Source organism: Stenotrophomonas sp. STM01 (genome assembly GCF_014852135.1).
GTDB classification, from domain to species: domain Bacteria; phylum Pseudomonadota; class Gammaproteobacteria; order Xanthomonadales; family Xanthomonadaceae; genus Stenotrophomonas; species Stenotrophomonas capsici.
Genome location: NZ_JACVBA010000001.1, coordinates 169,684 through 186,785, shown reverse-complemented (window position 1 = coordinate 186,785; position 17,102 = coordinate 169,684). Strand labels below are relative to the sequence as shown.

The window sequence follows — 17,102 nt, the reverse complement described above, 5'->3', positions numbered from 1 at the left end:
GCATGGCGTTGCGGGCTCCTTCGTGCGCGGGTGTTTCGGTCGGTTGGGTGTCTGATTTCCGTCGCCGGCCCTTTCGGGGAGCCGGCTTCCGGGCGCCGTCAGCTGATCGTGCCGACCAGCTTCAGGCGCTTGTCCTCCGGCACCTCGCTGTAGGCCAGGACCGACAGCGAGGGAACGCTGTGGCGGACCAGGCGCGCCAGCGCGGCGCGGACCGGCGCCGGTACCAGCACGACCGCGGGCTCGTTGCGGGCCTCCTGCTTGCCGACGCAATCGGCAAGACTCTGGTGGAGGCGTTCGGCGAGACCGGGTTCCAGTGCGGCACCATTGCCTTGGGTGGACTCCTGCAAGACCCGTTCCAGTTGCGGGTTGAGGGTGAACACCGGCAGCTCCGGCGACATCCCGGCAATCTCCTGCACGATGAAACGGCCCAACGCGTTGCGCACCGCCGCGGTGAGCGCGGTCGGGTCCTGGGTGACCGGCGCGGTTTCCACCAGCGCCTCGGCGATCTTGCGCAGCTGGCGGATCGGCACCCGCTCGACCAGCAGGTTCTGCAGCACGCGCGCGATCGTGGACAACGGCAGCGCCTTGGGCGAGAGGTCCTCGGCCAGCTTGGGCGCGCTCTTGGCCAGGGTCGCCAGCAGCTGCTGCACTTCCTCGTGGCCCAGCAGTTCGGGTGCGTGTTCGCGGATCAGGTGCGAGAGGTGGGTGGCCACCACGGTGGCCGGGTCGACCACGGTGTAGCCCAGCGATTCGGCGTGGGCGCGCTGGTGTGGCTGGATCCAGGTGGCATCCAGGCCAAAGGCGGGATCCTTGCCGGCGATGCCTTCCAGCTTGCCCATCGCGCTACCGGGGTCCAGCGCCAGCTCACGGTCGGGGTGGATGTCGGCGGTGCTGACCGGCACGCCATGGATCAACAGGCGGTAGGCGGTGGCCGGCAGCTCCAGGTTGTCGCGGATATGCACCGGCGGGATCAGGAAGCCGAGGTCCTGGGTGAGCTTGCGGCGCACGCCCTTGATGCGGGCCATCAACTCGCCGCCCTGGGTCTTGTCCACCAGCGGGATCAGCCGGTAGCCGACCTCCAGGCCGAGCGGGTCGACCGGGCGCAGTTCGTCCCAGCTGAGCTCGGCGGTGGGCGAGGGTTGGGTGGCCGACAACCCGGCCAGCGCGCCGTCGCCGCCGTCCGCGGCGGCGGACTTTTCCTTGCCGGCGTTGGCCATCTCGCGCTTCCACAGCTTCCAGGCCACGAAGCCGAGCACCGACGCCAGGGTCAGGAAGGCCAGGTTGGGCATGCCCGGCACCAGGCCGACCAGGCCGAGAATGCCTGCGGTGATGGCCAGGGCGCGGTACTGGCCGAACACCTGGCCGGTCATTGCCTGCGCCATGTCCTGCGAACGCGAGGCGCGGGTGACCAGCATCGCCACCGCGCTGGACACCAGCAGCGCCGGCAACTGCGCCACCAGGCCGTCACCGATGGACAGCAGGGTGTAGGTGGCGGCGGCGTCGCCGACCGGCATGCCATGCTGCAGTACGCCGACCGCCAGGCCACCGAGCAGGTTGATGAACAGGATCAGGATGCCGGCGATGGCGTCGCCGCGGATGAACTTGCTGGCACCGTCCATCGCACCGTAGAAGTCGGCTTCCTCGCGGACCTCCTCGCGGCGCAGCTTGGCTTCCTCGCGCGTCAGCAAACCGGCGTTGAGGTCGGCGTCGATGGCCATCTGCTTGCCGGGCATGGCGTCCAGGGTGAAGCGCGCGGTCACTTCCGACACGCGTCCGGCACCCTTGGTGATGACCACGAAGTTGATGATGGTCAGGATCGCGAACACCACGATGCCGACCGCGTAGTTGCCGCCGATCACGAACTCGCCGAACGCGGCGATCACCTTGCCGGCGGCTTCATGGCCGTTCTGGCCGTTGAGCAGGATCACGCGGGTGGAGGCCACGTTCAGCGCCAGCCGCAGCATCGTGGTGACCAGCAGCACGATCGGGAAGATGGTGAAGTCCAGCGGGCGCTTCACGTACACCACCGCCAGCAGCACCATCAGCGAGATGGCGATGTTGAAGGTGAACAGCGCGTCCAGCACCGGCGCGGCCAACGGCACCACCACCATGGCCAGCAGCGCCAGCACGATCAGCGGCGCACCGAGCCCGTGGCGGAGCATGTCCAGCAGGCGGCGGCCCGGCGAGGTGGTCAGCTGCGCGCTCATGGGCGGCCCTCCGGACCAAATTCATCCACTTCGAGCGGCGGCAGCTGCGGCATCGGGCCGGTGTTCCACTGGCGCAGCTGGTAGACGTAAGAGAGGACCTGGGCGACGGCCGAATACAGTCTCACGGGGATTTCCTTGCCGAGTTGGCTTTCCCGATACAAGGCGCGTGCCAAAGGCGGGGCCGAGACGATGGTGACGCGGTTGCCGTCGGCCACCTGGCGGATGCGCAGGGCCAGCTCGTCCACGCCGCGGGCGACCACGGTGGGGGCGTTCATGCGGCCGCCCTCGTACTTCAGGGCCACGGCGTAGTGGGTGGGGTTGACCACCACCACGTCGGCGCTGGGCACCGCTTCCATCATCCGTCGCTGCGAGAGCTGCATCTGCATCTGCCGGATGCGGCCCTTGACCTCCGGGCTGCCCTCGCTTTCCTTGAGCTCGCGCTTGAGCTCCTCGCGGGTCATCTTGAGCTTCCGCAGCCAGTTCCATTTCTGGTAAGGCGCATCGATGGCCGCCAGCAGGGCCATGGCACCGGCGGTGGCCAGCAGCAGCTTCATGGTGAAGCCCAGGCCGTTGCCGGTGGCACTCTCCAGCGGCTGGTGCAGCAGCCCGCGCAGCAGGTCGATGCCGTGCCAGATGCACAGGCCGCCGGCGGTACCGACGAACAGCACGCGCAGCACCGACTTGACCAGCTCGGCCACCGCCTCGGCGCCGTACAGGCGCTTGAAGCCGGTGAGCGGGTTGAGCCGGTTGAGGTCGGGCATCAGCGCCTTGTTGGAGAAGCGCAGGCCGCCCATCAGCACCGGGCCGATGAAGCTGGCCAGGATGCAGACCAGCAGCAGCGGCCAGAACGCCAGCATCAACCGCAGCAACATCCAGCCGGCATGGCCGAACAGGGCGTCGGTGGAGTGGAGCAGGGCCGGCTCGGGCGCCAGGGCCGCCTTCATCCATTGCCGTGCCGAGGCCGCCATGGACCCGGCGCTGGCATGCAGGCCGAGCACGGCCGCGGTGAACACGGCAGCCGTGGCCAGTTCGCGCGAACGCGGGATGTTGCCGTTCTCGCGGGCCTCGCGCAGGCGCTTTTCAGTCGGGAGTTCGGTCTTTTCCCCGGCCTGTTCGTTCTCGGACATTGCACGGTCTGGATGAAGGATTCATCCCGTGCCGTGCAAGAACCGTTCCGCGCGGTCTCGCTGCCCTTGAAGACATGGCCCGTCCGTGGCGGCGGGGAAGCCGGCGGCCGTTGGCCACCGGTGCCGGTGTCAGGCCTGGTGGTTCTGGTAGGCGGACAGGCGGGCGTCCAGCGCCGCCTGCCGCGAATCGCCGCCATGCAGGCGCATGAAGTTCTCGGCGCTGACCGGGCGGCCGAGCAGGTAGCCCTGCAGGTGGTCGCAGCCCAGCCGCTCGACGTAGGAACGCTGGCCCGGGGTTTCGATGCCCTCGGCCACCACCGACAGGTTCAGTGCGTGGCCCAGCGCAACGATGGCCGAGACGATCACCACGTCCTCGTCGCTCTCCTCCAGCGCCACCACGAAGGCGCGGTCGATCTTGATCTCGGTGGCCGGGACCCGCTTGAGGTGCAGCAGGCTGGAGAAGCCGGTGCCGAAATCATCGATGGAGATGCCCACGCCCAGCGCCGCGACGCTACGCAGCACGTTGATGGCGTTGTCGGCGTCGCGCATCACCGCGCTCTCGCTGACCTCCAGGATCAGGCGCGAGGGCGGCAGCTCATGCAGCTCCAGCGCGTTGCGGACCTCATCGAGCAGCTGCGGCGAGCCGAGCTGGCGCCCGGACAGGTTCACCGAGATGCTCCACTCGGTGTTGCCGGCGTCATGCCAGCTGCGCATCTGCCGGCAGGCCTCGTTGAGCACCCAGTTGCCGAGCGTTTCCATCAGCCCGTTGAGCTCGGTCAGGCGGATGATGCGTTCGCTCGGGACGTAGCCGTGTTCGGGGTGGCGCCAGCGGATCAATGCCTCCGCGCCGCTGATCCGGCCAGTCTCGGCATGCACGCGCGGTTGGTAGTGCAGGGACAGCTGCGGGCCGCCGATGGCCTTGCGCAGGTCCTCGAGCAGGCGCCGGTCCTGCTCGGCGTTGTCGTTCATCCATTCGGCGAACAATGTGTGTCCGTTGCGCCCGGCCTGCTTGGCGTAGCGCATGGCGATCTCGGCCATGTTGACCAGTGGCGGGGCGGACTGGCCGTGCTCGGGGGACAGGGCGATGCCGAGGCTGCCGGTGATGCGCATGTCACGGCCGCCGACCCGCACCGAGTTGACCGCCAGGATGATGCGCTCGGCCTGGGCTTCGATGTCCTTGCCGTCGGTGACCGGCATGGCGATCACGAACTGGTCGCCGCCGAGCCTGCCCACCAGCTCCTCGTTGGGGAACAGCTGGCGCAGGCGTTCGGCCACGTCTACCAGCGCGGCATCGCCGGCCTGGGGGCCGTAGGCGCCATTGATGTGGCGGAAGCCATCCAGGTCGATGGACATCACCGCGCAGGCCTGGCCGGCTTCCAGCAGCTGCTCGATGCGGTCATGTGCCAGCTGGCGGTTGGGCAGGCGGGTCAGCGAGTCGTGCTGGCTGGCGTGGAACAGCTCCTTGCGGGCATCGTCCAGCGACGCCACCAGCATCGAGTTGCGCAGGTGCAGCAGGCGCGACTGCATGCGCTGCTCCAGCAGCGAGAAGGTCAACACGATCGCCATCACGCCGACGGTGAGCAGCACCACGCAGGCCGCCAGCCACTCGGTGGGTACGCCACCGCTGCGGGCCGCGCCGCAGACCGAGCCGGCGGGGAAGTTGGCCGCCGCCATGCCGGTGTAGTGCATGCCGACGATGGCCAGGCCCATGATCACCGAGGCGATCAGCCGCGGAGGCAGGGCCTGCTCTGCGGTGCGCAGGCGGAAGGCGATGTACAGCGCGCTCCACGAGGCCACCACGGCGATGACGATGGAAAGCACGAACCAGAGGCGGTCGTACTGGATATCCGGCTGCATGCGCAGGGCGGCCATGCCCACGTAGTGCATCCAGGCGATGCCCAGGCCCATCAGCAGCGCCCCCAGCGCCAGACGCAGGTGCGGCAGGGTCGGTTGCGAGACCAGCCACAACGCGAACAGCGATGCGGCGATGGCCACCAGCAGGGATTGCAGGGTCAGCCACAGGTCGTAGCCCAGCGGGATCGGCAGGCGGAAGGCGAGCATGCCGACGAAGTGCATCGACCAGATGCCGGCGCCCATCGCCACGCCGCCAGCGATCAGCCAGCGCGCCGCGGTACGGCGGGGTTGGGATGCCGATACCCGCGAGGCCATGTCCAGGGCCGTGAACGAGGCCAGGATGGCGACAAGGATGGAAAGCACCACGAACAACGGGTTGTAGCTGCCTGCGAGCATCAAACCCCTCCCTAGTTGATCAGGCCGTCGGCATGCCGCCGCGGCAAACCGCATGGACGCTCCATCCCCCGGCCATGCTTCGGTCAAGACTATCCACGGGTCCCCGACAGGCGGCAAGGGGGCGTTCCGGCCAAGCATGTGGCAGAAGCGGGAGCTGCGCAGTCCGTCACATTGTCACTTGCCGGGCCGCATCGAAGGCCGAATCGAACAGGCGTTGCACCGGCGGGCCCATCTCCCCGGCCAGCAGGGTCAGCAGGAACAGGCCCAGCAGCAAGGCCACCGGCAGGCCGAGCTGCATCGGGTTCAGGGCCGGCGCGGCACGGGCCAACACGCCGAATGCCAGGTTGATGGCCAGCATGGCCACGGTCAGCGGCAGGGCCAGCGACAACGCACCACGGAAGATCTGCACCGCCAGCGTCGGCGCCAGTGCGGCCATCGCGTGCGGATCGGGCAGGGCGGTGCCGATGGGCAGCGCCTTGTAGCTGTCCACCAGCAGCGAGACCACCGCCAGGTGGCCGTTGGTGGTGAAGAACAGCAGGCCGAACAGCAGGTAGAACCATTGGCCGATGACGCCGGAGCTGCCGCCGCGCAGGGGGTCGGTCATCTGCGCGAAGGCCAGGCCGGTGCTCTGCGCGATCATTTCGCCGGCCATGGCGCCGGCCTCGAAGATCAGCCGCAGCAGGAAGCCCATGCAGATGCCGACCGCCAGCTCGCGGGCGATGGTCAGTACGGTGACCGAGTCGAAGCCGTAGAACAGCGGCACCGGCGGCAGTATCGGTGCCAGCGCCACCGACAGGGCGATGCCCAGCAGGACGCGGACCCGTGCCGGCACCGCGCGGCTGCCGACCATGGGCATGGCCATCAGCATGGCGCCGATGCGCAGCATGATCCAGAGCGTGTTGCCGATGATGGCGAAGGCCTGCTGGCCGTCGATCATCGTCCCGGTTGCCGAATCCATGCAGCGCTACCCGATGAGGTGGGGGATGCGCTGGAACAGCAGGATGGTGAACTCGACCAGGTGGCCGAGCAGGAGGCTGCCCAGCGCGAACAGCGCCGCGGTGAGCGCACCGGCCTTGGCGACGAAGGCGATGGTGGGTTCGTTGAGTTGGGTGGCGGCCTGGATGATGCCGACCACGACGCCGACCACCAGCACGGTGAGCAGCAGCGGGCCAGCGATCCAGAGGGTGGCGACCAGGCCACCACGCAGTTCGGTCAGGGCAAGTTCGGGGCTCATGCGGGGGTGGATGCAAGGTTGGTGCCAGACGAAGGTCAGCGGCCGGGTGCCAGGTTTCCGACGTTGCTGGTGCTTAATGTGTTGCCTTGCATTTGCTCTTGCTCTTGATGTTGCTCTTGATGCTGCTGTTGCAGTGGATTTTGATGTGCCGGGTTCCCTTCCATAGCGACGGAGCTGGCAGACAAGACCCCGAACGGGGCGCCGCACAAGGATGTGCGGCGTTTTTCGACGAGACAGGGACGTCTCGTCGAAAAATCCTGCCGGCGGAGTGGACCCGCGATGCGCAGCATCGTGGGCGCGGAGGCAGGGTGTGCTTTCTTTGGGCCACCTTTCTTTGCACAAGCAAAGAAAGGTGTGCTCGCCCCCTCCAGGGGGCGAAAGCTCTTGCCCCTAGCTTTTCCAAGTGACGTTGAAAGCAACAAGCAAGAGCAAAGGCTTTCACTCCCCTTCGGGGAGCGAGTTACTTTTCTTTGCTCGTGCAAAGAAAAGCTAACCAAAAGAAAGCATGCCCTGCCTACGCGCCTTCCGCGCTGCGCGCTCCAGGTCCACTGCGCTGTCGGGATTTTTCGACGAGACGTCCCTGTCCCGTCGAAAAACGACGTGCATCCATGCACGTCGCCCCTGCGGGGTCTTGTCCGTCAGCTTCGTCGCTACGGAAGGGAACCCGGCACGTCAAAATCCACGGCAACGGCAACGGCAACGGCAACGGAACGGCCGAAGCCAAACTCAAACCCAAGAAGCCGCCGTCGGTTGCTGGGCCGGAAACAACGAAGCCGCGAGGTGATCGCGGCTTCGTGCAATGACTCCATGAGCGGTGGCTCAAACGGCGTTGAAGCTCGCGGCAAGCGTGCCGACCACCAGCACCCAGCCGTCCACCAGCACGAACAGCAGGATCTTGAACGGCGCCGACACCAGCATCGGCGAGAGCATCATCATGCCCATCGACATCAGCACGCTGGACACCACCAGATCGATGATCACGAACGGGATGAAGATCAGGAAGCCGATCTCGAAGGCGGTCTTCAGCTCACTGGTCACGAACGAGGCGACCAGCACCGGGAACGGGATCGCATCCGGGCTGGCATAGGCGCCATGACCGGCCAGGCCGGCGAAGGTCATCAGGTCGGTTTCGCGGATTTGCGCCAGCATGAAGGCGCGCAGCGGCTCGGTGGTCAGCGTCCAGGCGGTCTGGAAGTCGATCTGGCCATCCAGGTACGGCGCCATGCCGGTGGACCACGCTTTGTCCCAGACCGGCATCATGATCATCGCGGTCAGGAACAGCGACAGGCCGAGCAGGATCTGGTTGGACGGCGTCTGCCCGGTGCCCAGCGCCTGGCGCAGCAGGCCCAGCACGATGATGATGCGGGTGAAGGCGGTCAACACCAGCAGCATCGACGGCAGCAGGGTGATCGCCGTCATCAACAGCAGCGTCTGCAGCGGCAGGCTGACCGGCGCACCGCCGACCTTGCCGACGTTCACGTCCGGAAGCGACGGCAGCTGCGGCGCGGCGGGCGCTGCCCAGGCGAACAGCGGCAGTGCCAGCAGCGCCAGCAGCGCGAACAGTCGCCAGCAGGTGCGGGAGTTGAAGCGGTGGACCGGCATGATCAGGAGTCCTTGCGCAGCTTCTGTGACAGCAGCTGGGCGAAATTCGGGAGTTGTTTGAGGTTGGGCAGCGTCGGTGCCGGTGCCTGCGGCAACGGCTCGGGCAAGGCGTGCAGGGTGCTGATGCCGCCGGGGCTCACGCCCAGCAGCAGCTGCTGGCCGTTGACGTCGACCACCACCACGCGCTCCTTGGCGCCCACGTTGAGGCTGGCGACCACCTTCAGGCCTTCGGCCGGGCGGAACTGGCCGCCGGGCAGGCGCTTGAGCAGCCAGCCCAGGCCGACGATCAGGCCGAGCACCATCAGCAGCATGAACACCGCGCCAAACAGGCTGGGCGTGGTCGCGGCATGCTGGCCGACCGGCGTGGCCAGCTTGCCGGCGGCCGGTGCGACGGCAGCGAGCAATGCGATCAACGCAGTCTCCGGATCCGCTCGCTGGGGCTGACCACGTCGGTCAGGCGCACGCCGAAGCGGTCGTTGATGACCACGACCTCGCCATGTGCGATCAGGGTGCCGTTGACGAACACGTCCAGCGATTCGCCGGCGCCACGCTCCAGCTCCACCACCGAACCCTGGTTGAGCTGCAGCAGGTTGCGGATCGGCAGGCGCGCGCGGCCCACTTCCAGCGACAGCGTGACCGGAACGTCCAGGATCACGTCCAGGTCCAGGTCGGTGCCGTTGCCGCCGTCGGCCTGCAGGTTGGCGAACTGCGCCGGGGTGGCGGTGTTGCCGGTCGCGTTGGATTCGATGTCATTCATTGGATGTTTCCTGGATCACTGGAACGTTGGGTCGCTTGCCCGGGGGATGGGTGGCGATGATCTTGATCGCGTTGCGGTCGTTGGCCACGCCGAACTCACCGGTGAACACCGGGATGCCTTCCACGCACAGCGGCACCTGCTTGGGCATGTCGATGGGCAGGATGTCGCCGATCTTCAGCTTGGTCAGTTCGCGCAGGCTCATGCGCCGGCTGGCCAGTACGCTGGACAGCTCCACTTCGGCGGTATCGAGTTGCTCGCGCACCATCACCGCCCAGCTCTCGTCGCGGTCGTTGCGGTCGCTCTGGATGCCGGCGTCGAGCAGTTCGCGGATCGGCTCCAGCATCGAGTACGGCAGGGTGATGTGGATGTCGCCGCCGCCGCTGTCCAGCTCCACGTGGAAACGGCTGACCACCACATACTCGCGCGGGCTTACGATGTTGGCGAAGTGCGGGTTGATCTCGGAGTTGATGTAGTCGAAGTCGACGTTCATCACCGGACCCCAGGCCTCGCGCATGTCGGCGAAGGTCTGCTTGAGCATCAGCTGGATCACGCGCATCTCGGTCGCGGTGAACTCGCGGCCCTCGATGCGGGTGGGGTAGCGGCCATCGCCACCGAAGAAATTGTCGACGATGGCGAACACCAGGGTCGGCTCGAACACGATCAGCCCGGTGCCGCGCAGCGGCTTGAAGCGGATCAGGTTGAGGTTGCTGGGCACGTACAGCGAATGCAGGTAGTCGCCGAACTTGATCAGCTCGATGCCGCGCACCGACAGCTCGGCCGAGCGCCGGATCAGGTTGAACAAGCCGATCCGCCACAGGCGGGCGAAGCGCTCGTTGACCATCTCCAGGGTCGGCATGCGGCCGCGGATGATGCGGTCCTGGCTGGCGAAGTCATAGGAGCGGGCCTCGCCCGGCGCCGGGCCGGGGTCCACGGTGTTGACGCTGCCCGAGTCGACGCCGTGCAGCAGGGCATCGATCTCGTCCTGGGACAGCAGGTCGTTGATGCTCATGGCGGCGCCTTATTGGGTGACGAAGCTGGTGAACAGCAGTTCGTCGACGCTGTTCTTGCCGGTCTCGGCCTTCATCAGCTTCTGCACCTCGACCAGCGCGGCGGCCTGCAGCTTCTCCTTGCCGGCACGGTCGGCGATCTGCGCCGGCTCGACCTGGGAGAACAGCATCAGCAGCTTGGCGCGGATGGCCGGGGCGTGGGTCTGCAGCGCCTGCAGGGCCAACGGGTCGCGGGTCATCAGCTGCACCTCGACCTGCAGGTAGCGCGGGCCGTCGATGGAACCGTTGAGGTTGACCACGAAGGCCGGGTCCAGCGCGAAGTACTGGGCCGGGGCGGGCAGGGCCGGGGTTTCCACCTTCGGCGTGCTGGCAGGCGCGTTGTCCCGGGTGTAGTACCAGACGCCGCCGCCGGCGGCACCGGCGGCGATCACGGCGATGAGCGCGGTGATCAGCAGCGGACGCTTGGACTTGCCGGGGGCGTCCTTGGCGGTTTCGGGTTTACGGGTTTTGTCTGCAGCAGCCGCCACGTTGAACTCCTCAGGAATGCTGAGTCCATACATGCAAGCAGCGTGCCGTAGCCCGGGCGTCAGGACCTTGACGCGTCGTCGGCTGCACGCCGGAAGGCGCCCCACCGTAGGAGCGGCCTTGGCCGCGAAGCCGGGGCGGCCTGGGCGACAGGCATTACAAGCCGCGCCTGAAGGCGCTCCTGCCGAGGGGGTGGGGCGGCTTCAGGCGCGGGCTTTACGCGTAGGCGTCGAGCAGGCCGCGCAGACGCAGGGTCTGCGGCCGGGCGGCGGGCAGGTCCGCGCTGTCCTGGGCATGGCCGGGCTCACCGCCGCTCCCGTGTTGGCCTTCCTGTTGCCGGGATTGCTGGCCGACGTCGGCATGGGCCAGTTGCAGGCCCTGCTCGCCGAGCATCTCGCGCAGGCGCGGCAGGCTGTTCTCCAGCGCCTGGCGCACTTCCGAATGGGCGCTGGTGAAGCTGGCATGGACGCGGTCGCCGTCCAGCTGCAGCTTCACGTCCACCTGGCCCAGGTCGTGCGGTGTGATGCGGATCTGCGCGTGGCCGATCTTCTGCTCCGCCAGCCAACTGACGCGGGCGCCGATGGCGTCGTCGAAGTCGTCGCCCTGCAGGTCGGGGGTGGGCGTGGGCGCCTCCAGCCGGACAGCGCTGGTGCGCAGGTCCGGGCCGTTCTGCAGTTGCAGCAGCTGGTTGAAGGCGGTGGACTTGGGATCGACGTTGATGTCGGCGTCGATGCCCTTGTCGCCGCCGGTCTTGTCGCCGATGAGGGTCTGCTCGACCTGTTCCAGCGTTGCGGTGAGCTCGGCACTCTCCGCTGCCGGCGTCGCCGCGATGCTGGCGGCGGTGACGGGCAGGGTGGCGGTCGGCGCAGCGTTGGCCGGCGCCGGAGCGGGGGGCTGGACCGGTGCCGGGACGGGGGCCGGTTCAAGCGGCGCGGCCAGCAGGGCGGTCAGTCCCGGTGGCGGCCAGGGCGCATCTTCCACCGGGGCCTCCTTGTCGGACGTCGCGGGTGTGTCGGTCGCCCGGCCGGCCTCGGCCGCAGGGTTTTCCGCCTCGGTGGCTGTGTCGTCGTTGCCTTTGGCGGGGGCCGTACCGGTGTTGCCGTCCTCGGCAGCGACGCCGCTGTTGGATGCCTGCGCGGAGGCGGGCTTTTCCTGCAGCAAGGCATCAAAGCGGGACGGCTTGCCGCCGTCGCTGCCGCCACTGGCGCGGCTGCTGCCGGTGCCGCTGACAGCGTCGCTGCTGACCAGTGAGGCAGTGCCGAGCACGTTCATGCGCCGCTCCCGTCATCGCCGTTCCTGGCTTCGCGGGCGCGGCGGGCGCCGAGATCGTCCATCTCGCGCTGGTCGCGGCGGTTCTCTGCCTGCTTTTCCTGCGCGCGGTAGCTGGCCGCCAGCTGCTCCAGCACCTGCTTGTCGCGGCTGGCCAGCAGCAGGCGGGCGCGCTCGGCGTCCACGCGCTCGCGGTTGCTGTCCACGGTGCGGCTCTGCGCCTGCACCGCGTTGTCCAGGCGGTCGAGGAAGGCGCGGCGGTTGAGCAGCTGCGCGGCGCTGGTGGTGGCCAGCTGCGCCGAGGCGTACTCGTCGGCGTACTGGCGCAGCTCGGCCAGGCGGCTCTGGTGCATGTCCAGGGCCTGCTGGCGCTCGGCCAGGGCCTTGGCGACTTCATCTTCCTTGTCCTGCGCGCGGCGCAGCAACGGGTCCAGGCGACGGGACGGGCTCATGCGGGCTTCTCGCTATCTACCAGTTGTTGCAGGGCATTGAGGCTGTGGGACAGGTCGGCCGAGGCGTGCACGTCCTGGCCGAGGAATTCCATGATTTCCGGCCAGCGGTCCAGGGCCTCGTCGGTGACCGGGTCATTGCCGCGCTGGTACGCGCCGATGGCGATCAGGTCGCGGTTGGCCGAGTAGGCCGAGACCAGTCGCTTGAGCTTGCGGATGCGCGCGCGCCAGACATCGTCGGCGATGTCCTGCACCACGCGGCTGACCGAGGACTCCACGTCGATGGCCGGGTACAGGCCGCTGTCGGCAACCCGCCGCGACAGCAGGATGTGGCCGTCGAGGATGGCGCGGGCGGCATCGGCGATCGGGTCCTGCGGGTCGTCGCCTTCGGTCAGCACGGTGTAGAAGGCGGTGATCGAGCCGCGGCCCTTGGCACCGTTGCCGGCGCGTTCGACCAGCGCCGGCAGCTTGGCGAACACCGATGGCGGGTAGCCACGGGTGGTCGGCGGCTCGCCGACCGACAGGCCGATTTCACGCTGGGCCTGGGCGAAGCGGGTCAGCGAATCCATCAGCAGCAACACGTTCAAACCCTGGTCGCGGAACCACTCGGCGATGGCGGTGGCACGGTAGGCGCCATGCAGGCGGGCCAGCGGCGGCCGGTCGGCGGGACTGGCCACCACCACTGCGCGGCGCAGGCCTTCTTCGCCCAGCGTGGTTTCGACGAAATCGCGGACTTCGCGGCCGCGCTCGCCGATCAGGCCGACCACGATCACGTCGGCGGCGGTATAGCGGGTCATCATGCCCAGCAGCGTCGACTTGCCGACGCCGGAGCCGGCGAACAGGCCGACGCGCTGGCCGCGGCCGATCGGCAGCAGTGCATTGATCGCGCGCACGCCCACGTCCAACGGCTGGATGATGGGTTCGCGCGCCAGCGGGTTGATCGCCACGCCGGCCATGCCGACGTTGCCTTCGGCCCGGATCGGGCCCTTGCCATCCAGCGGCACGCCATCGCTGTCGATGACGCGGCCAAGCAGGCCTTCGCCCACCTCCACGCCCCCCCGCTTGTAGGAGGGCACCACGCGCGCATTGGGCAGCAGGCCGTGCAGTTCGGCACTGGGCATCAGGTAGGTGCGGTCACCGGAGAAGCCGACCACTTCGGCGTCGACCCAACCGCCGTCGATGACCTCGACCTTGCAGCTGGCGCCCATCGGCGCCTCGCAGCCGACCGCTTCCAGGGTCAGGCCGATGGCCCGGCGCAGGATGCCTTCGCGCACCAGGCCATGGCCGGCACCGCCGGTGCCATCCAATGTGATGCCATCCAGGCGCGCGGCCAGACGCAGGTTGCGTGCGGCCGCCCATTCGGCCGGGGCCGGGGACGCGCTCATGGGGTGGCTCCGGCGCGGCGCAGCACGGTGCCCAGCGCGGCGCGCAGGCGCGCGTCGAGGGTGCCGTCGATGCGCACCGACTCGGCGTGCACGCGCAGGTCGCCGCGGCTGAGGCTGGTATCCGGGGCCAGGCGCTGGCCCTCGGGCAGCGCCAGCAGGGCGCTGATGGCGGCGATGTCGTCCGGGTGCAGGCGCACCTCGACCTCGCGCTGGGCGCCGCTGACGGTCTCCAGTGCTTCGTTGACCAGCGCCGCCAGCAACGACGGGTCGGCTTCATAGGCCCGGCCGATCAGCGCCCCGGCGATGCGCACCGACAGTTCGCCGAGCGCGCCGACCACTTCGTTCTCCAGCCGCACCAGCGGCCGGCTGAAGTTGTCCAGGATGCCTTCGATCTGGGCGATCAGGCGCCGCACTTCGGCCTGTCCCTGGGCGTAGCCTTCGCCGTGACCCTGCTGGAAGCCTTCTTCCTGCGCGGCGTCGCGGATGGCCTGCACTTCCTCCAGGGTCGGCAACTGCAGCGGCGGCGGTGCCGGCTCGTGCGCGGTAATGGTCTCGATCTCGTCCGGCACGCCCATGGGCGCCGGCTGCAGGGGCGCCGAGCCGCGGGTGAGGTCCGGGGCGTGCCAGCGCACGACGTTGCTCACAGCATGGCCTCCGCGCTGCCGCCGATGGTGACGGTGCCTTCATCGGCCATGCGCTTGACGATGGCCAGGATCTCGCGCTGCGCGCCTTCCACGTCGGACAGGCGCACCGGGCCGCGTGCTTCCATGTCCTCGAGCAGGATCTCGGCCGCACGTTGGGACATGTTGCGGGTGATCTTGTCGCGCACCTTGATGTCGGCGCCGCGCAGGGCCAGGCCCAGGCGCTCGCCGCTGACCTCGCGCAGCACGAGCTGCATCTCGCGGTCGTCCAGGTCGACCAGGTCGTCGAACACGAACATCAGGTCCTGGATGCGGCTGCCCAGCGGGGCGTCCACGCGCGCGATCTCGGTCAGGATCACCTGGTCCTGGCCGCTGTCCATGAAGTTGAGGATGTCGGCCGCGCACTGCACGCCGCCGATGCTGGACGACTTCAGGTTCTGGTTGCCGGCGAACTGGCGCTCCATGATCTCGTTCAGTTCGTTCAACGCATTGGGCGGGATGCCGTCCAGGGTGGCGATGCGCAGCAGCACGTCCACGCGGGTGCGCTCGGGCAGCAGCTTGAGCGCATCGGCAGCTTGGTCGTTCTCCAGGTGGGCCATGACGATGGCGATGATCTGCGGGTGTTCGTTGCGCACCAGGTCGGCCACCGCGCGCGGGTCCATCCACTTCAGCGCATCCAGGCCGGTGGTGTTGCGGCCGAGCAGGATGCGGTCGATCAGGCTGCTGGCCTTGTCGCTGCCCAGCGCCTGCACCAGCATGTTGCGGATGTAGTCGTCCGAGCCCACCGACAGCGAGGTCTTGTTGCCCAGCTCGGCGCCGAAGTCGTCCATCACCTGCTGCACCTGCTCGCGGGTGACGTCGCTGAGGGTGGCCATGGCGATGCCGATCTTCTGCACCTCCTTGGGCTCCATGTGGCGCAATACCTCGGCCGCGTCGGCCTCGCCCAGCGAGAGCAACAGCACGGCGGCGCGCTGCACGCCGGACATCTGCAGGGTGTCAGTCATTGGCCACCCATCCCTTCACCACCTGGGCGACGCGCTTGGAGTCGGAGCGGACGGCCTCGCGCGCCATGCGCAGGCGTTCCTCGTAGGCATCCACCGGCAGCGCCAGCGGCGCGGAGCCGTCGAGCTGCAGGCGGTCGTTGCCGAGGGCATCGGGCATGCGCAGGTCATCGTCCATCACCTGCACGTCGGCGCGCAGCGGGTCCTCGTTCCTGGCCAGCGCCTTTGGGGGACTGGAGATCTGGCGCAGGGCCGGGCGCAGCACGCCGAACAGCAATGCCAGCACCACGATCGCGCCCAGGCCCATGCGCAGCCAGTCGCGCAGCTGCGGGTTCTCCCACAGCTTGGGTTCTTCCACCGGCAGGGCCTCGCGCACGAACGGGGCATTCATCACCGACACGGTGTCGCCACGTTCGGCGCTGAAGCCGACCGCCTGCTTCACCAGCGCCTCCACGCGGGTCAGCTCGGCCGCGCTGAGCGGCTGGTCGACCGTCTTGCCGTTGCTGCCGACGCGCGGCACGTGGTCGACGAGCACGGCGACGGACACGCGGTTGACCCGGCCCGCCGGCTGGCGGGTGTGCTGCAGGGTGCGGTCCAGCTCGTAGTTGCGGGTGGCGTTCTTGGAGGTTTCGGTCGGTGCGGCGGCGGTGGGCGCCGGCGCGGCGGCGGGGCCGGGCGGGGTGTTGCTGGCCGCGCCGGGCACGCCCTGCGGGCCGGCCACGTTGCTGGTGTTCTCGCTGATCTGTTCGCTGCGCACCTTCTGCGGCTCACCGTTGTACAGCTCACGGGCCTCCTCGGTGACCGAGAAGTCCATGTCCACGCTGACTTCCGGGTTGACCCGGCCGGCACCGGTCATCGGCTCCAGCAGCTCACGGATGCGCTGGTTGTAGGAGTTCTCCAGGCGGCGCACCTGGTCGAACTGGGCGGCGTTGAGCGCTGCATCGCTGTTGGGGTCGGCGATGGTGAGCATGCGGCCGCTCTGGTCGACCACGGTCACCCGTTCCGGGGCCAGGTCCGGGATGCTGGAGGCCACCATGTGCACGATGGCGTCAACCTGGTTGCGTTCCAGCTGCTGGCCGCCACGCAGTTCCAGCACCACCGAGGCGCTGGCCACGTCGCGCTGGCGGGTGAACGCGCTGGGCTTGGGAATGGCCAGGTGCACGCGGGCGTCACGTACAGGGCGCAGGCTGGTGATGGTGCGGACCAGCTCGGTTTCCAGCGCGTGCTGGTAGCGGGCGTTCTCCACGAACTGGCTGACGCCGAAACCGGGGTCGCGCTCCATCAGCTCGAAGCCGAGCCGCCCGCTGTCGGTCAGGCCGGAGCCGGCCAGCTTCAGGCGCGCATCGTGCACGTTGGCTTCCGGCACGGTGATGGCGCCGGTGGCCGCATCGAGCTTGAAAGGGATCTGCGCCGCCCGCAGCAGGTCGGTGGCCTGGGCCGTGGCCTTGTCATCCAGGCCGGTGTACAGCGGCACCATCGGTGCCTTCTGCGACCAGAAGAACACGAACAGGCCCGCCGCCACGGCAACGGCGATCATGGCCATCAGGCCCAGCCGGCGGGTGATCTGCAGGCTCTGCAGACGGTCGAACCAGGCCCCGGCCTGCTCGGTGTTCAACGACTCTTTGGACAGCGCGAATGCCATGCGTCT

General features: G+C 68.5%; 15 protein-coding genes and 1 pseudogene. All 16 read right to left on the bottom strand.

From position 1 onward, the window contains the following. Positions 1 to 98 precede the first annotated feature (98 nt). Entirely contained in the window at positions 99 to 2,207 is a 2,109-nt protein-coding gene (gene flhA / locus IB227_RS00825) for a flagellar biosynthesis protein FlhA (protein WP_192285855.1), read from the bottom strand. Then, complete coding sequence (gene flhB, locus IB227_RS00820) at positions 2,204 to 3,334, bottom strand: flagellar biosynthesis protein FlhB (RefSeq protein WP_192285853.1); 1,131 nt, start codon at positions 3,332 to 3,334, stop codon at positions 2,204 to 2,206. The genes flhA and flhB overlap by 4 nt, the downstream gene beginning before the upstream one ends. Positions 3,335 to 3,463: 129 nt before the next feature. Then, positions 3,464 to 5,584 (bottom strand): EAL domain-containing protein, encoded by a 2,121-nt coding sequence (locus IB227_RS00815; protein WP_192285851.1) that lies wholly within the window; start codon positions 5,582 to 5,584, stop codon positions 3,464 to 3,466. A gap of 166 nt (positions 5,585 to 5,750) precedes the next feature. Further along, positions 5,751 to 6,542: a flagellar biosynthetic protein FliR gene (fliR, locus tag IB227_RS00810; RefSeq protein ID WP_192285849.1), complete on the bottom strand. Its 792-nt coding sequence runs from the start codon at positions 6,540 to 6,542 to the stop codon at positions 5,751 to 5,753. 6 nt (positions 6,543 to 6,548) lie between these two features. Further along, positions 6,549 to 6,818, bottom strand: coding sequence for a flagellar biosynthetic protein FliQ (locus tag IB227_RS00805; protein WP_132863169.1), 270 nt, complete (start codon positions 6,816 to 6,818; stop codon positions 6,549 to 6,551). A gap of 819 nt (positions 6,819 to 7,637) precedes the next feature. After that, positions 7,638 to 8,420, bottom strand: coding sequence for a flagellar type III secretion system pore protein FliP (fliP, locus tag IB227_RS00800; protein ID WP_192285847.1), 783 nt, complete (start codon positions 8,418 to 8,420; stop codon positions 7,638 to 7,640). Between the two features lie 2 nt (positions 8,421 to 8,422). Next, the gene (gene fliO / locus IB227_RS00795; protein WP_192285845.1) at positions 8,423 to 8,833 is read right to left on the bottom strand and encodes a flagellar biosynthetic protein FliO; all 411 of its coding nucleotides are present in this window, start codon (positions 8,831 to 8,833) and stop codon (positions 8,423 to 8,425) included. Further along, positions 8,830 to 9,177 (bottom strand): flagellar motor switch protein FliN, encoded by a 348-nt coding sequence (gene fliN / locus IB227_RS00790; protein ID WP_132863443.1) that lies wholly within the window; start codon positions 9,175 to 9,177, stop codon positions 8,830 to 8,832. Before fliN ends, fliO begins: the two co-directional genes overlap by 4 nt. Continuing rightward, complete coding sequence (gene fliM / locus IB227_RS00785) at positions 9,170 to 10,186, bottom strand: flagellar motor switch protein FliM (RefSeq protein ID WP_132863445.1); 1,017 nt, start codon at positions 10,184 to 10,186, stop codon at positions 9,170 to 9,172. The genes fliN and fliM overlap by 8 nt, the downstream gene beginning before the upstream one ends. A gap of 9 nt (positions 10,187 to 10,195) precedes the next feature. Beyond that, entirely contained in the window at positions 10,196 to 10,711 is a 516-nt protein-coding gene (locus IB227_RS00780; protein WP_132863447.1) for a flagellar basal body-associated FliL family protein, read from the bottom strand. 214 nt (positions 10,712 to 10,925) lie between these two features. After that, complete coding sequence (locus IB227_RS00775; protein WP_192285840.1) at positions 10,926 to 11,981, bottom strand: flagellar hook-length control protein FliK; 1,056 nt, start codon at positions 11,979 to 11,981, stop codon at positions 10,926 to 10,928. Then, positions 11,978 to 12,430, bottom strand: coding sequence for a flagellar export protein FliJ (gene fliJ, locus IB227_RS00770; RefSeq protein WP_132863452.1), 453 nt, complete (start codon positions 12,428 to 12,430; stop codon positions 11,978 to 11,980). Before fliJ ends, IB227_RS00775 begins: the two co-directional genes overlap by 4 nt. Continuing rightward, complete coding sequence (fliI, locus tag IB227_RS00765; protein WP_192285838.1) at positions 12,427 to 13,812, bottom strand: flagellar protein export ATPase FliI; 1,386 nt, start codon at positions 13,810 to 13,812, stop codon at positions 12,427 to 12,429. Before fliI ends, fliJ begins: the two co-directional genes overlap by 4 nt. Next, positions 13,809 to 14,348, bottom strand: a pseudogene (locus IB227_RS00760) (FliH/SctL family protein); the annotation flags it as partial. The gene fliI and the pseudogene IB227_RS00760, both read right to left, overlap by 4 nt. A gap of 104 nt (positions 14,349 to 14,452) precedes the next feature. Beyond that, positions 14,453 to 15,439 (bottom strand): flagellar motor switch protein FliG, encoded by a 987-nt coding sequence (gene fliG, locus IB227_RS00755; protein WP_132866087.1) that lies wholly within the window; start codon positions 15,437 to 15,439, stop codon positions 14,453 to 14,455. A 10-nt stretch (positions 15,440 to 15,449) separates the two neighbouring features. Beyond that, complete coding sequence (gene fliF / locus IB227_RS00750; RefSeq protein ID WP_192285836.1) at positions 15,450 to 17,096, bottom strand: flagellar basal-body MS-ring/collar protein FliF; 1,647 nt, start codon at positions 17,094 to 17,096, stop codon at positions 15,450 to 15,452. Between the last annotated feature and the right edge of the window lie 6 nt (positions 17,097 to 17,102).

Bases quoted from the DNA above. Each gene is read 5' to 3' on its own strand.
- fliF (WP_192285836.1), bottom strand. From the start codon at position 17,096: ATGGCATTCGCGCTGTCCAAAGAGTCGTTGAACACCGAGCAGGCCGGG.
- fliR (WP_192285849.1), bottom strand. From the start codon at position 6,542: ATGGATTCGGCAACCGGGACGATGATCGACGGCCAGCAGGCCTTCGCC.
- fliN (WP_132863443.1), bottom strand. From the start codon at position 9,177: ATGAATGACATCGAATCCAACGCGACCGGCAACACCGCCACCCCGGCG.
- IB227_RS00805 (WP_132863169.1), bottom strand. From the start codon at position 6,818: ATGAGCCCCGAACTTGCCCTGACCGAACTGCGTGGTGGCCTGGTCGCC.
- fliM (WP_132863445.1), bottom strand. From the start codon at position 10,186: ATGAGCATCAACGACCTGCTGTCCCAGGACGAGATCGATGCCCTGCTG.
- fliJ (WP_132863452.1), bottom strand. From the start codon at position 12,430: ATGAGCCCGTCCCGTCGCCTGGACCCGTTGCTGCGCCGCGCGCAGGAC.
- flhA (WP_192285855.1), bottom strand. From the start codon at position 2,207: ATGAGCGCGCAGCTGACCACCTCGCCGGGCCGCCGCCTGCTGGACATG.
- fliG (WP_132866087.1), bottom strand. From the start codon at position 15,439: ATGTCCGGCGTGCAGCGCGCCGCCGTGCTGTTGCTCTCGCTGGGCGAG.
- fliP (WP_192285847.1), bottom strand. From the start codon at position 8,420: ATGCCGGTCCACCGCTTCAACTCCCGCACCTGCTGGCGACTGTTCGCG.
- flhB (WP_192285853.1), bottom strand. From the start codon at position 3,334: ATGTCCGAGAACGAACAGGCCGGGGAAAAGACCGAACTCCCGACTGAA.
- IB227_RS00815 (WP_192285851.1), bottom strand. From the start codon at position 5,584: ATGCTCGCAGGCAGCTACAACCCGTTGTTCGTGGTGCTTTCCATCCTT.
- IB227_RS00775 (WP_192285840.1), bottom strand. From the start codon at position 11,981: ATGAACGTGCTCGGCACTGCCTCACTGGTCAGCAGCGACGCTGTCAGC.
- fliI (WP_192285838.1), bottom strand. From the start codon at position 13,812: ATGAGCGCGTCCCCGGCCCCGGCCGAATGGGCGGCCGCACGCAACCTG.